We start from the raw sequence: 14,325 nt of genomic DNA, 5'->3' as shown, positions 1-14,325 counted from the left end.
GGAGTCTCTTGGAAGTCACGATGACACGGGTGGCGAGCGCCCCCGTGAACTTCGGGATCTACCGGCACGACACCGACCTGATCGGCGCGGGCGAACTACTCGCCGGAATGGCCGAGGCCGGATACGACGGGGTCGACTCCGGCCCCATCGGCTACCTGGGAGCCGGCGACCTCGCGCGCGCGGGGCTCGGACTGGCGGGCGGCTGGGTCGACCTGAGGTACGGCGACGCCGCCGGCTTCGAGGCCGACCTCGCCGGCCTGCGCGCGGCGCTCGGCTTCTTCACGAGCGTCGCCGTTGACGACCCCCGTTTCGCCCCTCGGCCGACGCTGGCCTGCCCGAGCAACGTGGAGAGGTTCGCGCGACCCGGGGGCGACGCCCCCGGAATCCCCGGCGAGGCCTGGCCGGAGTTCGCCGCCCGCGTGCAGGCCGCGGCCGACGTGTGCCGCGAGGCCGGTCTCGAGCCGACCTTCCACTACCACCTCGAGACCGACGTGGAGACGCCGGAGGACGTCGAAAGGCTCCTCGAGCTCACCGACGTCGGGATCTGCCTCGACACCGGCCACCTCTGGCTCGCCGGCGGCGACCCCGTCGCCGCGCTCAGGGCCTGGTCGGGGCGCGTCACGCAGGTCCACGTCAAGGACGCCGACCGTGCGGTCCTCGCTCAGGGCGGCGACCTGACCACGGCGGTGAAGAACGGCTGCTTCCCCGCGCTGGGACGGGGAGAGGTGGACATCGCCGGGTTCGCCGACGTGCTCCGCGAGGTCGGCTACCAGGGCTGGATCGTGATCGAGCAGGACGCGCCCGCGACAGGTCAGGACCTCGGCGCGATCCTCGCCGACCAGCGGGCCAACCGCGAGTTCTTGAGGAGTGTGGGCCTGTGAGGCTCAAGGTCGCGGTGGCCGGGCTCGGCGTCATCGCGCAGACGGTGCACCTGCCTCTGCTGGAGCGGCGGGGCGACCTGTTCGAGGTGGTCGCCCTGTGCGACCTGTCGGCCTCGCTGACCGGACGCCTCGCCGACCGGTACGGCGCGGCAGGGCGCTACACCGACGTGACGGAGATGCTCGACGCGGGCGGCTTCGACGCCGTGCTCGTGCTGACGTCGGGCTCGCACGGGCGGGTGGTCGTCGACGCGCTCAGCAGGGGCTACGCCGTACTGTGCGAGAAGCCACTCGCCTACACCCGCGCCGAGGCGGCCGAGATCGCGGCGCTGGAGGATCCCGACCGGCCCCGGCTGATGGTCGGATACATGAAGCAGTACGACCCCGCCGTCCAGCGGGTGGCCGGACGGCAGGCCGACGTGCGCGCCGTCCAGGTGACCGTCCTGCACCCGAGCGACCAGGCGCAGCTCGCGTTCGCCCGGCTTCCCGAGCCGCCCGGCGACGTGCCCGCCGAGGTGGTCGCCAGGTTGCGCGCGCAGGAGGACGAACTGGTCCGCGCCGCCATCGGCGAGGCCACGCCCGAGGCGCGCGGGCTCTACATGACCATTCTCAACAGCATCTGCCACGACCTGTCGCTGCTCCGCCTGCTCGCGGGCGGACCGGCCGGAGTCGACCACGTGACGACCTGGCCGGGAGTGGGCGGGCGCTCGGTCGAGATGTCGGGTGCGCTGCGCGCCGGTGGGCGTTACGCCATCCACTGGCACTTCCTCGAGGACTATCCCGGCTACCGGGAGACCGTGGCCGTGCACCACGCCACCGGCACGTTCGAGGTGGTCTTCGCCACGCCCTACCTGCTGGGCGCGGCGACCGGCCTCACCGACGTGAGCGCCGATGGACGGCTGGCCTTCAGCGACGTGACCCCGTCCTTCGAACGGGAACTCGTGGCCTTCCACGCGATGGCGACCTCCGGCGTACCGCCTCTCACGGGAGTGCCGGGGGCGTTGGAGGACATCGTGACCGCCCAGCAGGCCGTGACCAGGCTGCTCGACCAGCAGGGCCTCCCCGCCGAAGGAGAATCCGCTTCGGCGTGATCATGCACGAGTTCGTGATCAGGCGCGGATTCGCGAATTGCCCACGTGACCAGCACCAGCATCGCCCGTGACCATGCATACGTTCGGGCGGTGCTGTGGTGATCAGGGGAAATGCTGTACGTGATCATGTACGGCAGGGGGTCGCCGTAGTCATGGGTTCTCGCCGGCACCCGGTTGAGCGTTCGGCGCTTGCATGATCACGAATGTTGTCGGTCCAGGTCGGGGGATGTGCATCGGATTGTGTGCATGATCACGGACTGAGTTCGCGCTGGTCATGTACGCAATCCACGAATCCGTGCATGATCATGGGTGAAGTTTGTGCTGGTCAGGCGTATTGATCACGAACTCGTGCATGATCACCCTCAAGGTTGGGGCAGGTCGGGATGCCTGTGCGCGAGCCTGTGCATGATCACGCGGGGGGAGCCTCTGGCAGGATTGACATGTGACCAAATGGTCACCTATTTTGAGGCCGTGCCCGATGACGATCGCGTGTTCAAGGCGCTCGCGGACCCGACCCGGCGTTTCCTGCTCGACCTGCTCTTCGCGCGTGACGGCCGTACGCTCACCGAGCTGGAGTCCGAGCTGGAGATGAGCCGCTTCGGTGTCATGAAGCACCTGCGTGTGCTCGAAGAGGCGGGCCTGGTGGTGACGCGCCGGTCCGGCCGGGAGAAGCTGCACTTCCTCAATCCCGTGCCGATCCGGCTCATTCACGACCGGTGGATCGACAAGTACACCGAGCGTCACGCGTCGGCGCTCGCCGATCTCAAAGCCGAGCTGGAGGAATAGCCATGGCCGGTACGACGGACGGCACGCGCACTGTTCAGGTTCACCAGGTGTCGATCAGGGCCACGCCCGAGGCGATCTGGGAGGCGATCACCAGGCCCGAGTGGGCCGAGAGGTACGGATATCGGACGCCGGTGGAGTACGAGCTGCGTCCGGGCGGGACGTACAAGGCGCTCGCCAGCGCCGAGATGAAGGCGATGGGGTCGCCGGACGTGGCCGTCGAGGGCACGGTCATCGAGGTGGATCCGCCGCGACGGCTCGTGCAGACGTGGCACCCGGTCTGGGACGCGGAGACGTCGGCCGAGCCGGTCACCCGCCTGACCTACGAGATCGAGCCGGGTGAGTCCGGCGTCACGAAGCTGACCGTGATCCACGATGTCACCGACGCTCCCCGGGTGGCCGCGCAGGTCGGGGGTGAGATCCCCGGCGCGGGCGGCGGCTGGAGCGCCCAGCTCGGCGAGCTCAGGGCGCTGCTCGAGGCCGCCGGAAACAGTGCCGCCGGGAGCAGTGCCGCCGGGAACGGCGCAGTGACACCGGACGGAGTCCAGGAGGCCGGCCGATGACCACGCAGGCGCACGCCGCCGCCCGGAGCCAGGCGTCCGGGACGACCCGCGCATTGCTGGCCTGTGGCGTCGCCGCAGGTCCCGTGTACGTCGGCGTGGTGGCGGCACAGGTGCTCACCCGGGACGGGTTCGACCTCAGCCGCCATCCGATCAGCCTGCTCAGCCTCGGATCGCTGGGATGGGTGCAGATGGCCGACTTCGTCGTCGCCGGCCTGCTCTCCCTCGCCTTCGCCGTCGGCCTGCGGCGCGTGCTTCACCCGGGGCCTGCCGGGACGTGGGCGCCGCCGCTGGTCGGCGTCTACGGCATCGGGCTGGTCGCGGGCGGGGTCTTCGTGACGGACCCCGCCCTCGGCTTTCCCCCTGGAGCGCCTTCCGGGATGCCCGATCACCTGAGCTGGCACGCCATGGTGCACGCCGTCGCACCCCCCGTCGCCTTCACGGCGCTGGTGGCGGCCGGCTTCGTGTTCGTCCGCCGGTTCGCCCTGCTCGGACGGCGGGGGTGGGCGGCCTACAGCGCGATGACCGCAGGCACCGCTCTCGTCCTTTCCATCTGGCCGGGCCAGGACGGGCTGAGCGTGCGACTGGCGGTCGCGATCGTGATCGCCTTCGCCTGGACCACCGCGGTGGCGGCCCTGCTGATGCGCGAGGCAGGGGTCAGCGGCGCGGGAGCACCTCGTCGAGAAATGCCCTGATCAGCGCGGCGACCTCGTCGAGGGCGCTCTCGAGGAGGAAGTGACCGCCCTCGAGGAGGTGGATCCGGGCGTCGGGCAGATCGTCGGCGAAGGCCCGGGCGCCCGCTGGGCCGAAGATCTCGTCGCCCTGGCCCCAGACGGCGAGCAGAGGTGTCTGCCGCGCCCGGAGGTATTCGTGCAGGCGCGGGTAGAGCGGGGGATTGGTCGCGTAATCGAGGAAAAGGGCTAGTTGTACGCGGTCGTTGCCGGGCCGCGAGACCAGAGCGAAGTCGTGATGCCAGGTGTCCGGGCTGACGACGGTCTCGTCCGGCACGCCGGTGAGGTACTGCCACTTGATCGCATCGAGGGTGAGGGCCTGGCTGATGGCCGCCTCGGTTTCCGGCGTCTGCTCCCGGTGGTAGGCCCAGACGGTCTCCCAGAAGCTCGGGACGAAGCCCGCCTCGTAGGCGTTGCCGTTCTGGGTGATGATCGCCGTGATCGCGTCAGGCCGGTTCAGGGCGAGCCGCCATCCGACGGGGGCGCCGTAGTCCTGGACGTAGACGGCGTAGCGGGAGACCCCCAGCTGGCTCAGCAGGCCCTCGGTCAATCCGGCGAGCGCGTCGAAGGTGTAGTCGAACTCGTCGGCGGACGGCGCGTCGGACAGCCCGAAGCCCAGGTAGTCGGGGGCGATGACGTGGTAGCGGTCCGCCAGGGCCGGGATGAGGCCGCGGAACATGAACGAGCTGGTCGGAAAGCCGTGCAGCAGGACGAGCACCGGTGCGTCCGCCGGTCCGGCCTCGCGGTAGAAAATCCGACGCCCCTCCACGGTGGCGTAACGGTGATGAACGTTCATGGCTAACCCCCTTGAGCGGTTTATACGGTTAGAGCAAATCAAGTGGAGGTGTAACCTGTCAAATGGAGAAGAGAGGTTAGGGATGCTGGTGCCGACGACGCGAGCGGACGAGGACGCGCTCTTAGATCTGCTCAACACCACACCGTTCGTCGACGGCGTCGTCCAGGACCGGCTGAGCGACGCCGAAGAGGCCCGCGTGTGGCTCGGGGAACGAGGAGGGTCCGGCTCGCCGGCCGACTGGGACGCCGCGCGGCAGGCGCGGGACGCGATTCAGGCTGTCGTGCGCGGTGAGCGGCCGCCGACCGTCCTTGCGCCGTTCCTCGAAGGGGTCGCCTACCGTCCGGTCGTGTCGGAGCACGGGGTGGAGTGGCGCCTCGACGCACCGGCGGAGCGCGCGTCGGCGGTCAGAGCCGTGCTGTCCTGGAGCGCTCTGGAAGGGACGAAGCCGGGGCGGCTCAGGCCGTGCGCCAACGACGAGTGCCGTCTCTTCCTGTTCGACCGCAGCAAGACCAACCAGGCCCGCTGGTGCTCGATGGCCGTCTGCGGGAACAGGATGAAGGCCAGGCGGCACTACCAGCGGGCACGTCAGGCGCCGGACGGCTGATCCGGGGCGTCCGGCAGTGGTCCGCCGCCTCCTGGACGGCGGTCGGTCTCGCCCTCGACCTCTGACCATCGAGAGGAGCCGAGATGCGTGCCATCGTCATCGAGAGATTCGGCGGGCCGGACTGCCTCGTCTACACGGAACTGCCCGAGCCCGAGCCTCTGGCCGGTCAGGTCGTCATCGAGGTCAAGGCGTTCGGCCTCAATCACGCCGAGATGCACATGCGCAGAGGGGAGTGGGCCGAGGCCGCGAGAGTCAGCGGCATCGAGTGCGTCGGGCTGGTGAAGGCCTGTCCCGGCGGGGAGTTTCCCGTCGGCGCCAAGGTCGCGGCACTGATGGGGGGCCTCGGGCGGACCATCGACGGCAGCTACGCGGAATACACCCGGGCGCCGGCGTCGAACGTGGCGCTCATCGAATCGGATCTGCCCTGGGCCGAGCTCGCCGTCGTCCCGGAGACCTACGCCACCGCCTGGACCTGCCTGTTCCGCAACCTGGAGATCACGCAAGGACAGACGCTGGTCATCCGGGGCGCGACCTCCGCCTTCGGCCAGGCCGCGCTCAACCTCGCGGTGGACGCCGGAGTGCAAGTCATCGCCACCACGCGCGACCGGGGACGCTTCGCTCTGCTGGAGGGGCTGGGCGCGGCCCGCGCAGAGCTCGAAGGGCCAGGACTCTCCCAGCGGATCGCCGAGGCCAAGCGCATCGACGCGGTGCTGGACCTCGTGGGCAACAGCACGATCCTCGACTCGCTGGCGATGTTGCGCCGGGGCGGACGTGCCTGCCTGGCCGGCTGGCTGGGAGGTCTCGATCCCATCGCCGGCTTCGACCCGCTGTCGCAGATGGCGAGCGGGGTCTATCTGACGTTCTTCGCCAGCTTCGTGTTCGGGACGCCGGGCTTCCCGCTGTCCGACGTGCCGCTCCAGGCGATCGCGGAGCAGGTGGCGGCGGGCCGGCTGAAGGCCAAGCCGTCGCGCGTGTTCCGCTTCGAGGAGATACGCGAGGCGCATCGGGTGATGGAGGCCGGCGAAGCCGGCGGCAAGATGGTCGTCGTGGTCGCCTGAACGGCGTTGCGGGAACGGTTCCGGAGAACGGGTTCATGTCGGACGGCCGCGTTCCGCCTGCGGAGGCGTATCGTCCGGAGGGGCGTCCGAGGTGCTCGCTCGCCCGGTCCTGTGCGCGGCGCCGCTTCCGGTTCGCCGCGCGATCGCCACGCCGGCTGAGGGGAGCCAGGCTTGGACAGCTTCGGCGACGTCCTGATCGGCGACTGGCACCGTGCCGCCTATGCCGCGGTGAAGGCGGTGGCGTTGTTCTTCACCGCCGCCGTGGCGTTCCGGCTCACCGAGCGCAGGACCATGGCGGAGTTCGCCCCGTTCGACTGGGTCGCCGCGGTCGCGGTCGGCGCCCTGGTGGGACGGACCGCCACCGCGACCGACGCCTCGTGGCTGACCGGCGCCGCCGCGCTGGTCGCCCTGCTCGCGGTCCACGCGGCCGTCACCAGGCTCCGCCTCCTGCCGGTGATCAGCCGCCTGGTCGACCCGCCGTTGCGGATCCTCATCCGCGACGGTCAGGTGAACCGCCGCAACCTGCGCCGGTGCGGGCTCACCGAGGGCGACCTCGACGCCGTCCTGCGTCAGCACGGGCACGCCGGTCCGTCCGGAGTCCACCTGGCCATCTTCGAGGCCAAGGGCGCCGTGTCCGTCCTGCCGCATCCGGACGCACGGCCGCCACCGGGCGGCGGCCTTCCGCGCGAATGATCACTAATATGTCCGCATTTTGATACAAAAGCTCTTGATATGTGGACATATGGAATCATGGCGTGCATCGCGGAAATGGAAGGCGACGATCGAGATGACCTCTCCCATGAACGACACCCGCGCGTATGCCCGGCGGCTGGCCGCGCACTACGTGGAGCAGGGCGACCCGACGGGCTGGTTCGAACCGCTGTACGCCGCGGCCGACCGGGGGGAGACCGTGGTGCCGTGGGCGGACCGTGAGCCCAACCCGCACCTCGTCGCCTGGGCCGGGTCACGCGGCCTGTCCGGCGCCGGCCGTACGGCCCTGGTCGTCGGATGCGGCCTCGGGGACGACGCCGAGCACCTCGCCGGGATGGGCTTCGCGGTGACCGCCTTCGACGTGGCGCCGAGCGCGATCGAGGGAGCACGCCGCCGCTTCCCCGGGTCGCCGGTCCGCTACGTCACAGCCGACCTGCTGGCGACGCCGGACGAGTGGCGAGCCGGGTTCGACCTCGTCGTCGAGATCTACACGCTCCAGGTGCTGACGGGGCGGTCCCGAGAGAGCGCCATCGCACGGGTCTCCTCACTCGTGGCGCCCGGCGGCACGCTCCTGGTGATCGCCAGGGCCAGGCTCGACGGCGAGCCCGCCGGGGAGATGCCGTGGCCGCTGACCAGGGACGACATCGAGTCCTTCACCGGGCACGGCCTCGAGCCCGCCGAGATCGTCGAGTTCCACGACGACGAGGATCCCCCGAAGCGTCGCTGGCGGGCCGAGTTCCGCGCCGCCGGATAGGACGCGCCGGTCGCCGGGCATCCTCCAGCCTCGCCGGGATAGGACGCGTGGGTCGCCGAGCATCGCCCCACCTCGCCGGACGGGACGCGCGGGGTCACGGCATCGTCCAGCGCCGACGGACAGGACGCGGCGGTCGCAGGACGTCGCCCTCGCGGCCGTCCGGGCGGAGCAGGCCGAGGCGGGCGCGCAGGCCCGCGGCGCCGTACCGGTGCCGGAAGACGCCCCTGGCCTGCAGTTCCGGCACCAGTCCCCGGACGATCATGGACAGGTCGTGCGGGAGCGCGCCGGGGTGTAGGTGAAAGCCGTCCAGGCCCGCCGAGCGCCAGTCCAGCATCAGGCCGACGAGGCCGGTGGGAGTGCCGGCGTACACGAGGGCGTCCGATGTGAACTCCGCGCCGTCGAGGTCGTCCAGCCGCGCCTTCCTGCCCGCGGCGACCCCGGGATAGCCGTCGAGGAAGACCGCGAGATCGGCGAAGATCTTCAAACGGTGTCCGGTGCGGCCGACGGCCCTCTCCGCGGCCCGCAGGTCGTCCACGATCATGGTGGCGTCCAGCCAATCCTGCGGGGTCACGTGGACGACGTCGCAGCTTTGTGCCACGAACTCGTACGACGCCACGCCGCCGACCGTTGAGAACACCGGCGGCGGCCCGTCGGGAAAGTCGTGCCACGACCTGCGGACGGCGTCGACGACGTCGGACGCCTCTCGGAGACTCCCTGAGACCTTCGGGCTCCACCCGGCCCGCCCGCGGCTGAGGCGGTCGAGCGTGGCGATCGTGGAGGCGACATGGCCGTGCCGGCCGGGGATCGCGGCGGTGGCGGGGACCAGGCCGATCCTCGAGGACAGCGGCGCGAGCCGGGTCGCGACCAGCGTCGGATCCGATCCGCCGCCGACATGACCGGACCCGTCCGACCCCCCGGATCCGGCTGACCGTCCGGGTCCGTTCGGCCGCCCGGGTCCGGCCCCGGGCCCGTCGTCGAAGGTGACGAAGTCGAGCAGGCCCTGCTCGGCCTCCTTCACCAGGCGCGCCCAGTGTCCGGCGCCGAACGGCAGGTCGGGACGGGCCTCGTGGGCGCGCCACGCGGCCGGATGCCGGCCGGCGCCGTCCAGTGCCACGGCGAGATGCAGGTTCATGCCCTCTCCTCGGACGGGTGGCGTGACCGTGATCGCGGTGAATCCGCCTGCGGTTACGCGAGGGCCGTCGGCAGGGGGCTTGCGTTGCGATTGTCTACTTTTATAGCAGGAAATGCATGCTATTTGTCGATTTCGTTTTCGTCAGGCTGCTCTCTCCAGCGCCAGCAGGGCCAGCTTGGCGTCGGGGCCGCCGGCGTAGCCCCCCGGGCTGCCGTCGGAGCGCACCACCCGGTGGCAGGGCACGACGACGGGGAGCGGGTTGGTGGCGCAGGCGGTGCCCACCGCGCGGACCGCGCGGGGGCTGCCCGCGGCGGCGGCGACCTGGGCGTAGCTCTCGGTGCGGCCGTAGCCGATGTCGCGCAGGTGCGTCAGCACCTCACGCCGGAATCCCTTCGACAGCCGCCAGTCCAGCGGAAGGTCGAAGCGCGTCCGGCGTCCTGCGAAGTACTCCTCCAGCTGGCGGCTCACGTCGTCGAGGCGGGCCGGCGCGGCCAGGACGCGAGGGCTGACCTCGTCGGCGAGCCGCTGCAGCACGGTGTCGTGGTCCTGGACGGCGAAGGCGACCTTCACCAGGCCCTGGACGGTCGCGGCCAGCAGGAGCCGCCCGACGGGCGTCTCCAGTGTCCGGTAGGCGACGTCGAGGATCCCCTCGCGCTGAGCCTGATCGACGAGGCGTTCGTGGAGCCGGGCCATCGCGGGCGCGTCCTGGGTGGGAAGCGCCGCGAACAGGCTGCCGGGCCCCGGGTCGGATGCGGTCGTCATCGAGCCACTCCGCTCTGATCGGTGAGTCTGGGATAGGTGTCGCGCAGGGTCCTGATGCCGTCGGCCGCCGCCCTGCGCGCGGCATCCGTGCTCCCGCCGCACAGGGCGGCGATCTCCTTGTACGGCAGGCCGGCCAGGTAGTGGTAGGCCACCGCCTGGCGCTGCCGGTCGGGCAGTGCCTTGAGCGCCCGCCACAGGTCGCCGTCCCAGTCGTCGGGCCGGCCGGTGAGGCCGGGACGCTCGGGAATGGACTCCACCGGCGTGGGCCTGCGGGCCGCGGCGCGGGTGACGTCGATGGCCTTCCGGTGGGCGATCGTCACCAGCCACGCCTCGACGTTGGCGTCGGCAGGCAGGTCCGGATAGGCCTTCAGCGCCGAGACGAACGTCTCCGACCAGGCGTCCTCGGCGTCCTGAGGTCCGAGGACGGCCCGGCACACGCGCAGCACCACGGGCCCGTACTCGGCCACGATCTGCTCGAACGGTCGTCGCATGGTCACCTCTGGTAGACGCCCGAGCGCCCCGGAACGTGAGATCCGCGGCTCAGAACAGCCTCGCCGCCTTCCGCTCCGCCGGCTCCTCCAGGTCGAGGAGGAAACGCTTGCGCTCCAACCCTCCGGCGTACCCGGTCAGGGCGCCGTCCGCGCCCACCACCCGGTGACAGGGGACGATGACGGAGATGGGATTGCGGGCGTTCGCCGAGCCGACCGCCTGCGCCAGCGACGCGTCGCCCAACCGCCGCGCCAGGTCCCCGTACGTGCGGGTCTCGCCGAAGGGGATCTCCGTCAGCAGGTGCCACACCCGCTGCTGGAACTCGTTGCCCTGGGGCGCCAGGGGGAGCTCGAAACGGGTCCGCTCCCCGGCGAAGTATTCGCCCAGCTGCCGCCGGACCTCGGTGAAGTCCGCGTCGCCGCGGGTTCCCCACTCCTCGGGTCCGGGTCCGCGGAGGTGCCCCTCGAAGTACAGGCCGCACAGCGCGCCGTCCTCGGCGACCGTCAGCAGGTCGCCCACGGGTGACGCGATGACGGTATGGGTCCTGGCCATGGTGCTCCGCCCTTTCCACGGTCCGGGCCGCATGCGCGGCCGTCTCTCACCCTGAAGACGCCCGGCGGCCCCGGAACGTGAGACCGCGAATCGTGCGACCACCGCCGAGAGCGGCCGGACGCATGCGGCCGGCAGCCTGGCGACGGGAAGCGATGACACGGGTTCGTGTGCTCAGCCGCCGATCCCGGCGTCGCGGGCGCGGGCGATCGCCTCGCCCCGGTGCCGGGCACCCAGCTTGAGCAGCACGTTCGACACGTGGTTCTGCACGGTCTTGACGCTGATGCCCAGCCGCAGCGCGATCGCCTCGTTGTCGAGACCCGCCGCCATCCGCTCGAGGATACTCAGCTCCCTCTCGGTGAGCTGGGGGAACGGGCCGGGGTCCGCCGTCTCGGCGAACACGCGATCGGCGACCGAGGCGTCGAGGATCGCCTGGTCGGCGTGGACGGCGGCGAGCGCGCGCAGGATCTCCTCGGAGGACGCGTCCTTGAGCACGTAGCCCCGGGCGCCGGCCCGCAGCGCCTTTCTGACCAGCGCGGCGTCGGAGTGCATGGTCAGGACGAGCACGCGGACGTCCGGTGTGCGCCGCCGGATCTGCTCGGTGGCCTCCACCCCGCCGCCGCCCGGCATGTGCAGGTCCATCACCACGACGTCGGGCAGGGTCTCCGCGACCGTCTCGACGGCGGACGCGGTGTCCCAGGCCTCTCCGACGACCTCCGCCTCCGGCACGCTTTCGAGCAGCCGGCACAGGCCCATGCGGAACACCGGATGGTCGTCGGCCACCACGACCCTCATCGCGACTCCAGCGGGAAGACGGCCGTGACCGTGGTTCCGTGATCCGTCGTGATCGTGAAATCGCCTCCGATCGAGGCCACGCGCCTGCGCATGGACGAGATGCCGACGCCCGCGACGTAGCCGGGCCCGATGCCGAGGCCGTCGTCGTGGACTTCGACCGTCAGCGATCCGCCGGACTGCTCCATTCGCACGGCGCAGGTTCGCGCGTCGGCGTGGCGGAGCGTGTTGGTGACCGCTTCGAGGACGACGAGGTAGGCGGCCTCGGCCACGGCGGGCGGCGGGTCGACGATCCCCGAGACGGTCATCGTGCAGCCGATGTCGAGCGCCGCGCAACGCTGGACGTGCTCACGCACGGCGGTCACCAGACCGAGGTCGGCGACCGGGCCGGGCCGCATGGCGTCGATGATGCGGCGCACCTCGCGCGCGGCCAGCCGTACCTGATCGCTGATGATCTGCAGGTCGCGGCCCTCCCGGCTTCCCGGTTCGAACCCCCGGCGGACCCCGTCGAGACCGAGCCCGGCCCCCGACAGCAGCGGACCGAGACCATCGTGCAGATCCTGCCGGAGCCGGCGCCGCTCCTCGGCCGTCGAGTGGATCGTCAGCTCCCGCGCCCGGTCAAGCTCGGCGGACAGGCGCGCGGCCGCGAGGGCCGCTGCGATGTGGTGGCCGAGCTCGGCGATGAGCCGCCGGTCCTTCTCGTCGTACGGCTCCCGCCCTGCCCGGGGGCCGACCACCAGGGCGCCGAGCCGCTCGTCCTGCGCGACCAGCGGCATGCTGATCGGATCGGGTCCCGGCTCGCCGGCTCGGGCGATCTCCTCCGGCACGCCGTCGGTGAGCAGCGTTATCGCGACGCCGGGGCTGCGCAGCGCGGCCGCCACCAAGGGCGCGGACCGCCGCGCGATCTCGCTCACGGTGGACGCCCCGGCCAGCTCCCTGCGCAGCTCCGCGAGCGCGTCGAGCGGGCGGTCGCGGTAGCCGTACAGCAGGGCGCTGATCCTGCGCTGGAACAGCCGGCGTCCCGACTCGACCAGGGCCGCGACGACAGCGGCGGCGAGCAGCGCCACCTGCGGGGGGACGACCTGGCTGAGCGCCGTCCCGAGCACCGCCACCGCGACGAGGTAGCCCGAGAACGCCAGGCCGGTGACGGCCAGGTAGACGAACGTGCGCCGGATGACGAGGTCGATGCCGTACAGCCGGTACCTGAGGATCGCGATCGCGATCGCCACCGTCGGCGCGATCGGGATGAGCAGGAACGCCGTCTGCAGGACATGGTGGGGCAGCAGATCGACGGTGGCCTCGACCAGGACCGCGTAGCCGGCGGCGTACAGCAGGAACATGATCTGCCGCCGGGCGACCGGGCCCGACCTGACCCACCGGACGACCAGAGACCCGACGCTGAGCAGCGCGACGACGGCCACCACCAGGCCGACGAGGTCCGTCGTGCCGAAGACGGCGACCAGCACCGTGGCGACTCCGCCCGCCCAGACCACCGGCCACCACCGGGGGGTGACCGGACGGCCGTCGGGGAACAGCGCGGGCAGCACGGTGAACAGGGGCACGAAGAAGAACGCCCAGATCCAGCCCGTCACCCACTCGGCGGCCTGCCACCCGGGCCAGTGGCCGGCGGCGTATCCCCACAGAAGCACCTGCAGGCCCACGGCCGTGCCCATGGACAGCAGGACCAGGCCGATCCGGTCGCCCCCCCGGGACCGGATCAGCGCCACTCCCGCCACCGTGTGCACGACGGCCTGCGAGGTGTTCTGGGCGAGCGCCCATCCCGTCCCGGTCGCCCGGAGGACGAGAACGGTGCCGACGGCGGTGACCACGAGGACCACCGCCGCCACGACCTGGGCGGCCCTTTTCACGGGATCAGCGTGCGCCGCTGGTCTCGGGCACGTTCAGCGGGGCGGGGCGCCGCAGGCCCTGCACGATCAGGGCGACGCCGAACACGGCCAGGATCACGGCGTCGGTGTACTCCACGACGAAGCCCAGCACGAGCCCTCCGATCACGGCGGCACCCCACCAGCGTGCGCCCTTGTCGAGCAGAAAGGCCACGCCGCTGACCAAAACGCCCAGATAGAAGACGTACGTTAGCATTTCGATCACCATGAAGGCGTCCGGCAGGTCGCCCCTGCCCAGCAGGCCGCCCCAGACGGTCGCGGCCACGGTGACCACGATGTGCGCGAGCGGCGCCGCCATCTGCATCACCGCGCCGACGCTTCCCAGACGGCGCTCACGGTCCCTTCTGCGCGCCCACAACGCGATGAAGGCGAAGGGGAAGAGCACCCAGTACCACTGGACGGTGACCCGGCCTATCCACTGCTCCGGCTCCGGCAGGCCGGCCGAGTGGACGTGGTCGATGATCGCGTACTGAGCCGCCATCAGTGCGGCGCCCAGCGTGAGCGCCGCACCGACGGCCGGCAGGGGGACGCCGGCGAGCCGGTTGACGAGGTTTCGCATCGTTGGCCTTCCTGTTTCGGTTGGCTCCGATGCTGCGTGCGGCCCTTCCCGGGAGGCATCGGGCAGAACTCCCCGATCGCCCGGGAGCTTCCGCCGGCTCGCGTCGGGCACCAAGTGATCGTGTCGTGGAACCAGCGTCGGCAGGCGAACAAGGTGAACCGCAACAAATGTT

The 14,325-nt window shown here is 71.3% G+C and carries 17 protein-coding genes; 9 read left to right on the top strand and 8 right to left on the bottom strand.

Going from position 1 to position 14,325, the window contains the following annotated elements; genetic code table 11:
• Nucleotides 1-20: 20 nt before the first annotated feature.
• The 5 genes from Pph01_RS07445 to Pph01_RS07425 all read left to right on the top strand — a co-directional run bounded on the left by Pph01_RS07445 (nucleotide 21) and on the right by Pph01_RS07425 (nucleotide 4,007).
• Nucleotides 21-881: a sugar phosphate isomerase/epimerase family protein gene (locus tag Pph01_RS07445; protein WP_204072312.1), complete on the top strand. Its 861-nt coding sequence runs from the start codon at nucleotides 21-23 to the stop codon at nucleotides 879-881.
• Entirely contained in the window at nucleotides 878-1,969 is a 1,092-nt protein-coding gene (locus Pph01_RS07440) for a Gfo/Idh/MocA family protein (RefSeq protein ID WP_204072207.1), read from the top strand. Before Pph01_RS07445 ends, Pph01_RS07440 begins: the two co-directional genes overlap by 4 nt.
• A 471-nt stretch (nucleotides 1,970-2,440) precedes the next feature.
• Entirely contained in the window at nucleotides 2,441-2,755 is a 315-nt protein-coding gene (locus Pph01_RS07435) for an ArsR/SmtB family transcription factor (RefSeq protein WP_239116500.1), read from the top strand.
• A gap of 2 nt (nucleotides 2,756-2,757) precedes the next feature.
• The gene (locus Pph01_RS07430) at nucleotides 2,758-3,315 is read left to right on the top strand and encodes an SRPBCC domain-containing protein (protein ID WP_204072205.1); all 558 of its coding nucleotides are present in this window, start codon (nucleotides 2,758-2,760) and stop codon (nucleotides 3,313-3,315) included.
• Nucleotides 3,312-4,007 carry a DUF998 domain-containing protein gene (locus tag Pph01_RS07425; protein WP_204072204.1) on the top strand — a complete coding sequence of 232 codons (696 nt, stop codon included), beginning with the start codon at nucleotides 3,312-3,314 and terminating at the stop codon, nucleotides 4,005-4,007. The genes Pph01_RS07430 and Pph01_RS07425 overlap by 4 nt, the downstream gene beginning before the upstream one ends.
• Here the strand turns inward: Pph01_RS07425 and Pph01_RS07420 are convergent.
• A complete protein-coding gene (locus Pph01_RS07420; RefSeq protein WP_204072203.1) occupies nucleotides 3,970-4,839 on the bottom strand; it encodes an alpha/beta fold hydrolase in 870 nt (289 codons plus the stop codon). The genes Pph01_RS07425 and Pph01_RS07420 overlap by 38 nt on opposite strands.
• Before the next feature lie 88 nt (nucleotides 4,840-4,927).
• Between Pph01_RS07420 and Pph01_RS07415 the strand changes: the two genes are divergently transcribed.
• The 4 genes from Pph01_RS07415 (at nucleotide 4,928) to Pph01_RS07400 (ending at nucleotide 7,966) form a co-directional block, all read left to right on the top strand.
• Nucleotides 4,928-5,443, top strand: coding sequence for a CGNR zinc finger domain-containing protein (locus tag Pph01_RS07415; RefSeq protein ID WP_239116499.1), 516 nt, complete (start codon nucleotides 4,928-4,930; stop codon nucleotides 5,441-5,443).
• 83 nt (nucleotides 5,444-5,526) lie between these two features.
• Complete coding sequence (locus Pph01_RS07410; protein WP_204072201.1) at nucleotides 5,527-6,501, top strand: zinc-binding alcohol dehydrogenase family protein; 975 nt, start codon at nucleotides 5,527-5,529, stop codon at nucleotides 6,499-6,501.
• Nucleotides 6,502-6,672: 171 nt separating this feature from the next.
• Nucleotides 6,673-7,194 (top strand): YetF domain-containing protein, encoded by a 522-nt coding sequence (locus Pph01_RS07405; protein ID WP_204072200.1) that lies wholly within the window; start codon nucleotides 6,673-6,675, stop codon nucleotides 7,192-7,194.
• Between the two features lie 106 nt (nucleotides 7,195-7,300).
• Nucleotides 7,301-7,966: a class I SAM-dependent methyltransferase gene (locus tag Pph01_RS07400; RefSeq protein WP_204072199.1), complete on the top strand. Its 666-nt coding sequence runs from the start codon at nucleotides 7,301-7,303 to the stop codon at nucleotides 7,964-7,966.
• A 94-nt stretch (nucleotides 7,967-8,060) separates the two neighbouring features.
• On the opposite strand, the gene Pph01_RS07395 is transcribed toward Pph01_RS07400, so the two are convergent.
• The 7 genes from Pph01_RS07395 to Pph01_RS07365 all read right to left on the bottom strand — a co-directional run bounded on the left by Pph01_RS07395 (nucleotide 8,061) and on the right by Pph01_RS07365 (nucleotide 14,153).
• Complete coding sequence (locus tag Pph01_RS07395) at nucleotides 8,061-9,098, bottom strand: LLM class oxidoreductase (RefSeq protein WP_204072198.1); 1,038 nt, start codon at nucleotides 9,096-9,098, stop codon at nucleotides 8,061-8,063.
• Between the two features lie 141 nt (nucleotides 9,099-9,239).
• Nucleotides 9,240-9,860 (bottom strand): methylated-DNA--[protein]-cysteine S-methyltransferase, encoded by a 621-nt coding sequence (locus Pph01_RS07390; RefSeq protein WP_204072197.1) that lies wholly within the window; start codon nucleotides 9,858-9,860, stop codon nucleotides 9,240-9,242.
• Nucleotides 9,857-10,351 (bottom strand): RNA polymerase sigma factor, encoded by a 495-nt coding sequence (locus tag Pph01_RS07385; RefSeq protein ID WP_204072196.1) that lies wholly within the window; start codon nucleotides 10,349-10,351, stop codon nucleotides 9,857-9,859. Before Pph01_RS07385 ends, Pph01_RS07390 begins: the two co-directional genes overlap by 4 nt.
• 49 nt (nucleotides 10,352-10,400) lie before the next feature.
• Complete coding sequence (locus Pph01_RS07380) at nucleotides 10,401-10,901, bottom strand: methylated-DNA--[protein]-cysteine S-methyltransferase (RefSeq protein ID WP_204072195.1); 501 nt, start codon at nucleotides 10,899-10,901, stop codon at nucleotides 10,401-10,403.
• A gap of 171 nt (nucleotides 10,902-11,072) precedes the next feature.
• Nucleotides 11,073-11,693 (bottom strand): response regulator transcription factor, encoded by a 621-nt coding sequence (locus Pph01_RS07375; RefSeq protein WP_204072194.1) that lies wholly within the window; start codon nucleotides 11,691-11,693, stop codon nucleotides 11,073-11,075.
• Nucleotides 11,690-13,558: a sensor histidine kinase gene (locus Pph01_RS07370; RefSeq protein WP_204072193.1), complete on the bottom strand. Its 1,869-nt coding sequence runs from the start codon at nucleotides 13,556-13,558 to the stop codon at nucleotides 11,690-11,692. Before Pph01_RS07370 ends, Pph01_RS07375 begins: the two co-directional genes overlap by 4 nt.
• A gap of 4 nt (nucleotides 13,559-13,562) precedes the next feature.
• Nucleotides 13,563-14,153, bottom strand: a complete 591-nt coding sequence (locus tag Pph01_RS07365) for a hypothetical protein (RefSeq protein WP_204072192.1) — start codon at nucleotides 14,151-14,153, stop codon at nucleotides 13,563-13,565.
• Nucleotides 14,154-14,325: the final 172 nt, after the last annotated feature.

The sequence above is a fragment of the Planotetraspora phitsanulokensis genome, from assembly GCF_016863295.1.
GTDB lineage: Bacteria > Actinomycetota > Actinomycetes > Streptosporangiales > Streptosporangiaceae > Planotetraspora > Planotetraspora phitsanulokensis.
This window is presented reverse-complemented; position numbering and strand designations above follow the sequence as displayed.

Bases quoted from the DNA above. Each gene is read 5' to 3' on its own strand.
- Pph01_RS07445 (WP_204072312.1), top strand. From the start codon at position 21: ATGACACGGGTGGCGAGCGCCCCCGTGAACTTCGGGATCTACCGGCAC.
- Pph01_RS07430 (WP_204072205.1), top strand. From the start codon at position 2,758: ATGGCCGGTACGACGGACGGCACGCGCACTGTTCAGGTTCACCAGGTG.
- Pph01_RS07425 (WP_204072204.1), top strand. From the start codon at position 3,312: ATGACCACGCAGGCGCACGCCGCCGCCCGGAGCCAGGCGTCCGGGACG.
- Pph01_RS07420 (WP_204072203.1), bottom strand. From the start codon at position 4,839: ATGAACGTTCATCACCGTTACGCCACCGTGGAGGGGCGTCGGATTTTC.
- Pph01_RS07410 (WP_204072201.1), top strand. From the start codon at position 5,527: ATGCGTGCCATCGTCATCGAGAGATTCGGCGGGCCGGACTGCCTCGTC.
- Pph01_RS07400 (WP_204072199.1), top strand. From the start codon at position 7,301: ATGAACGACACCCGCGCGTATGCCCGGCGGCTGGCCGCGCACTACGTG.
- Pph01_RS07395 (WP_204072198.1), bottom strand. From the start codon at position 9,098: ATGAACCTGCATCTCGCCGTGGCACTGGACGGCGCCGGCCGGCATCCG.
- Pph01_RS07390 (WP_204072197.1), bottom strand. From the start codon at position 9,860: ATGACGACCGCATCCGACCCGGGGCCCGGCAGCCTGTTCGCGGCGCTT.
- Pph01_RS07385 (WP_204072196.1), bottom strand. From the start codon at position 10,351: ATGCGACGACCGTTCGAGCAGATCGTGGCCGAGTACGGGCCCGTGGTG.
- Pph01_RS07380 (WP_204072195.1), bottom strand. From the start codon at position 10,901: ATGGCCAGGACCCATACCGTCATCGCGTCACCCGTGGGCGACCTGCTG.
- Pph01_RS07375 (WP_204072194.1), bottom strand. From the start codon at position 11,693: ATGAGGGTCGTGGTGGCCGACGACCATCCGGTGTTCCGCATGGGCCTG.
- Pph01_RS07365 (WP_204072192.1), bottom strand. From the start codon at position 14,153: ATGCGAAACCTCGTCAACCGGCTCGCCGGCGTCCCCCTGCCGGCCGTC.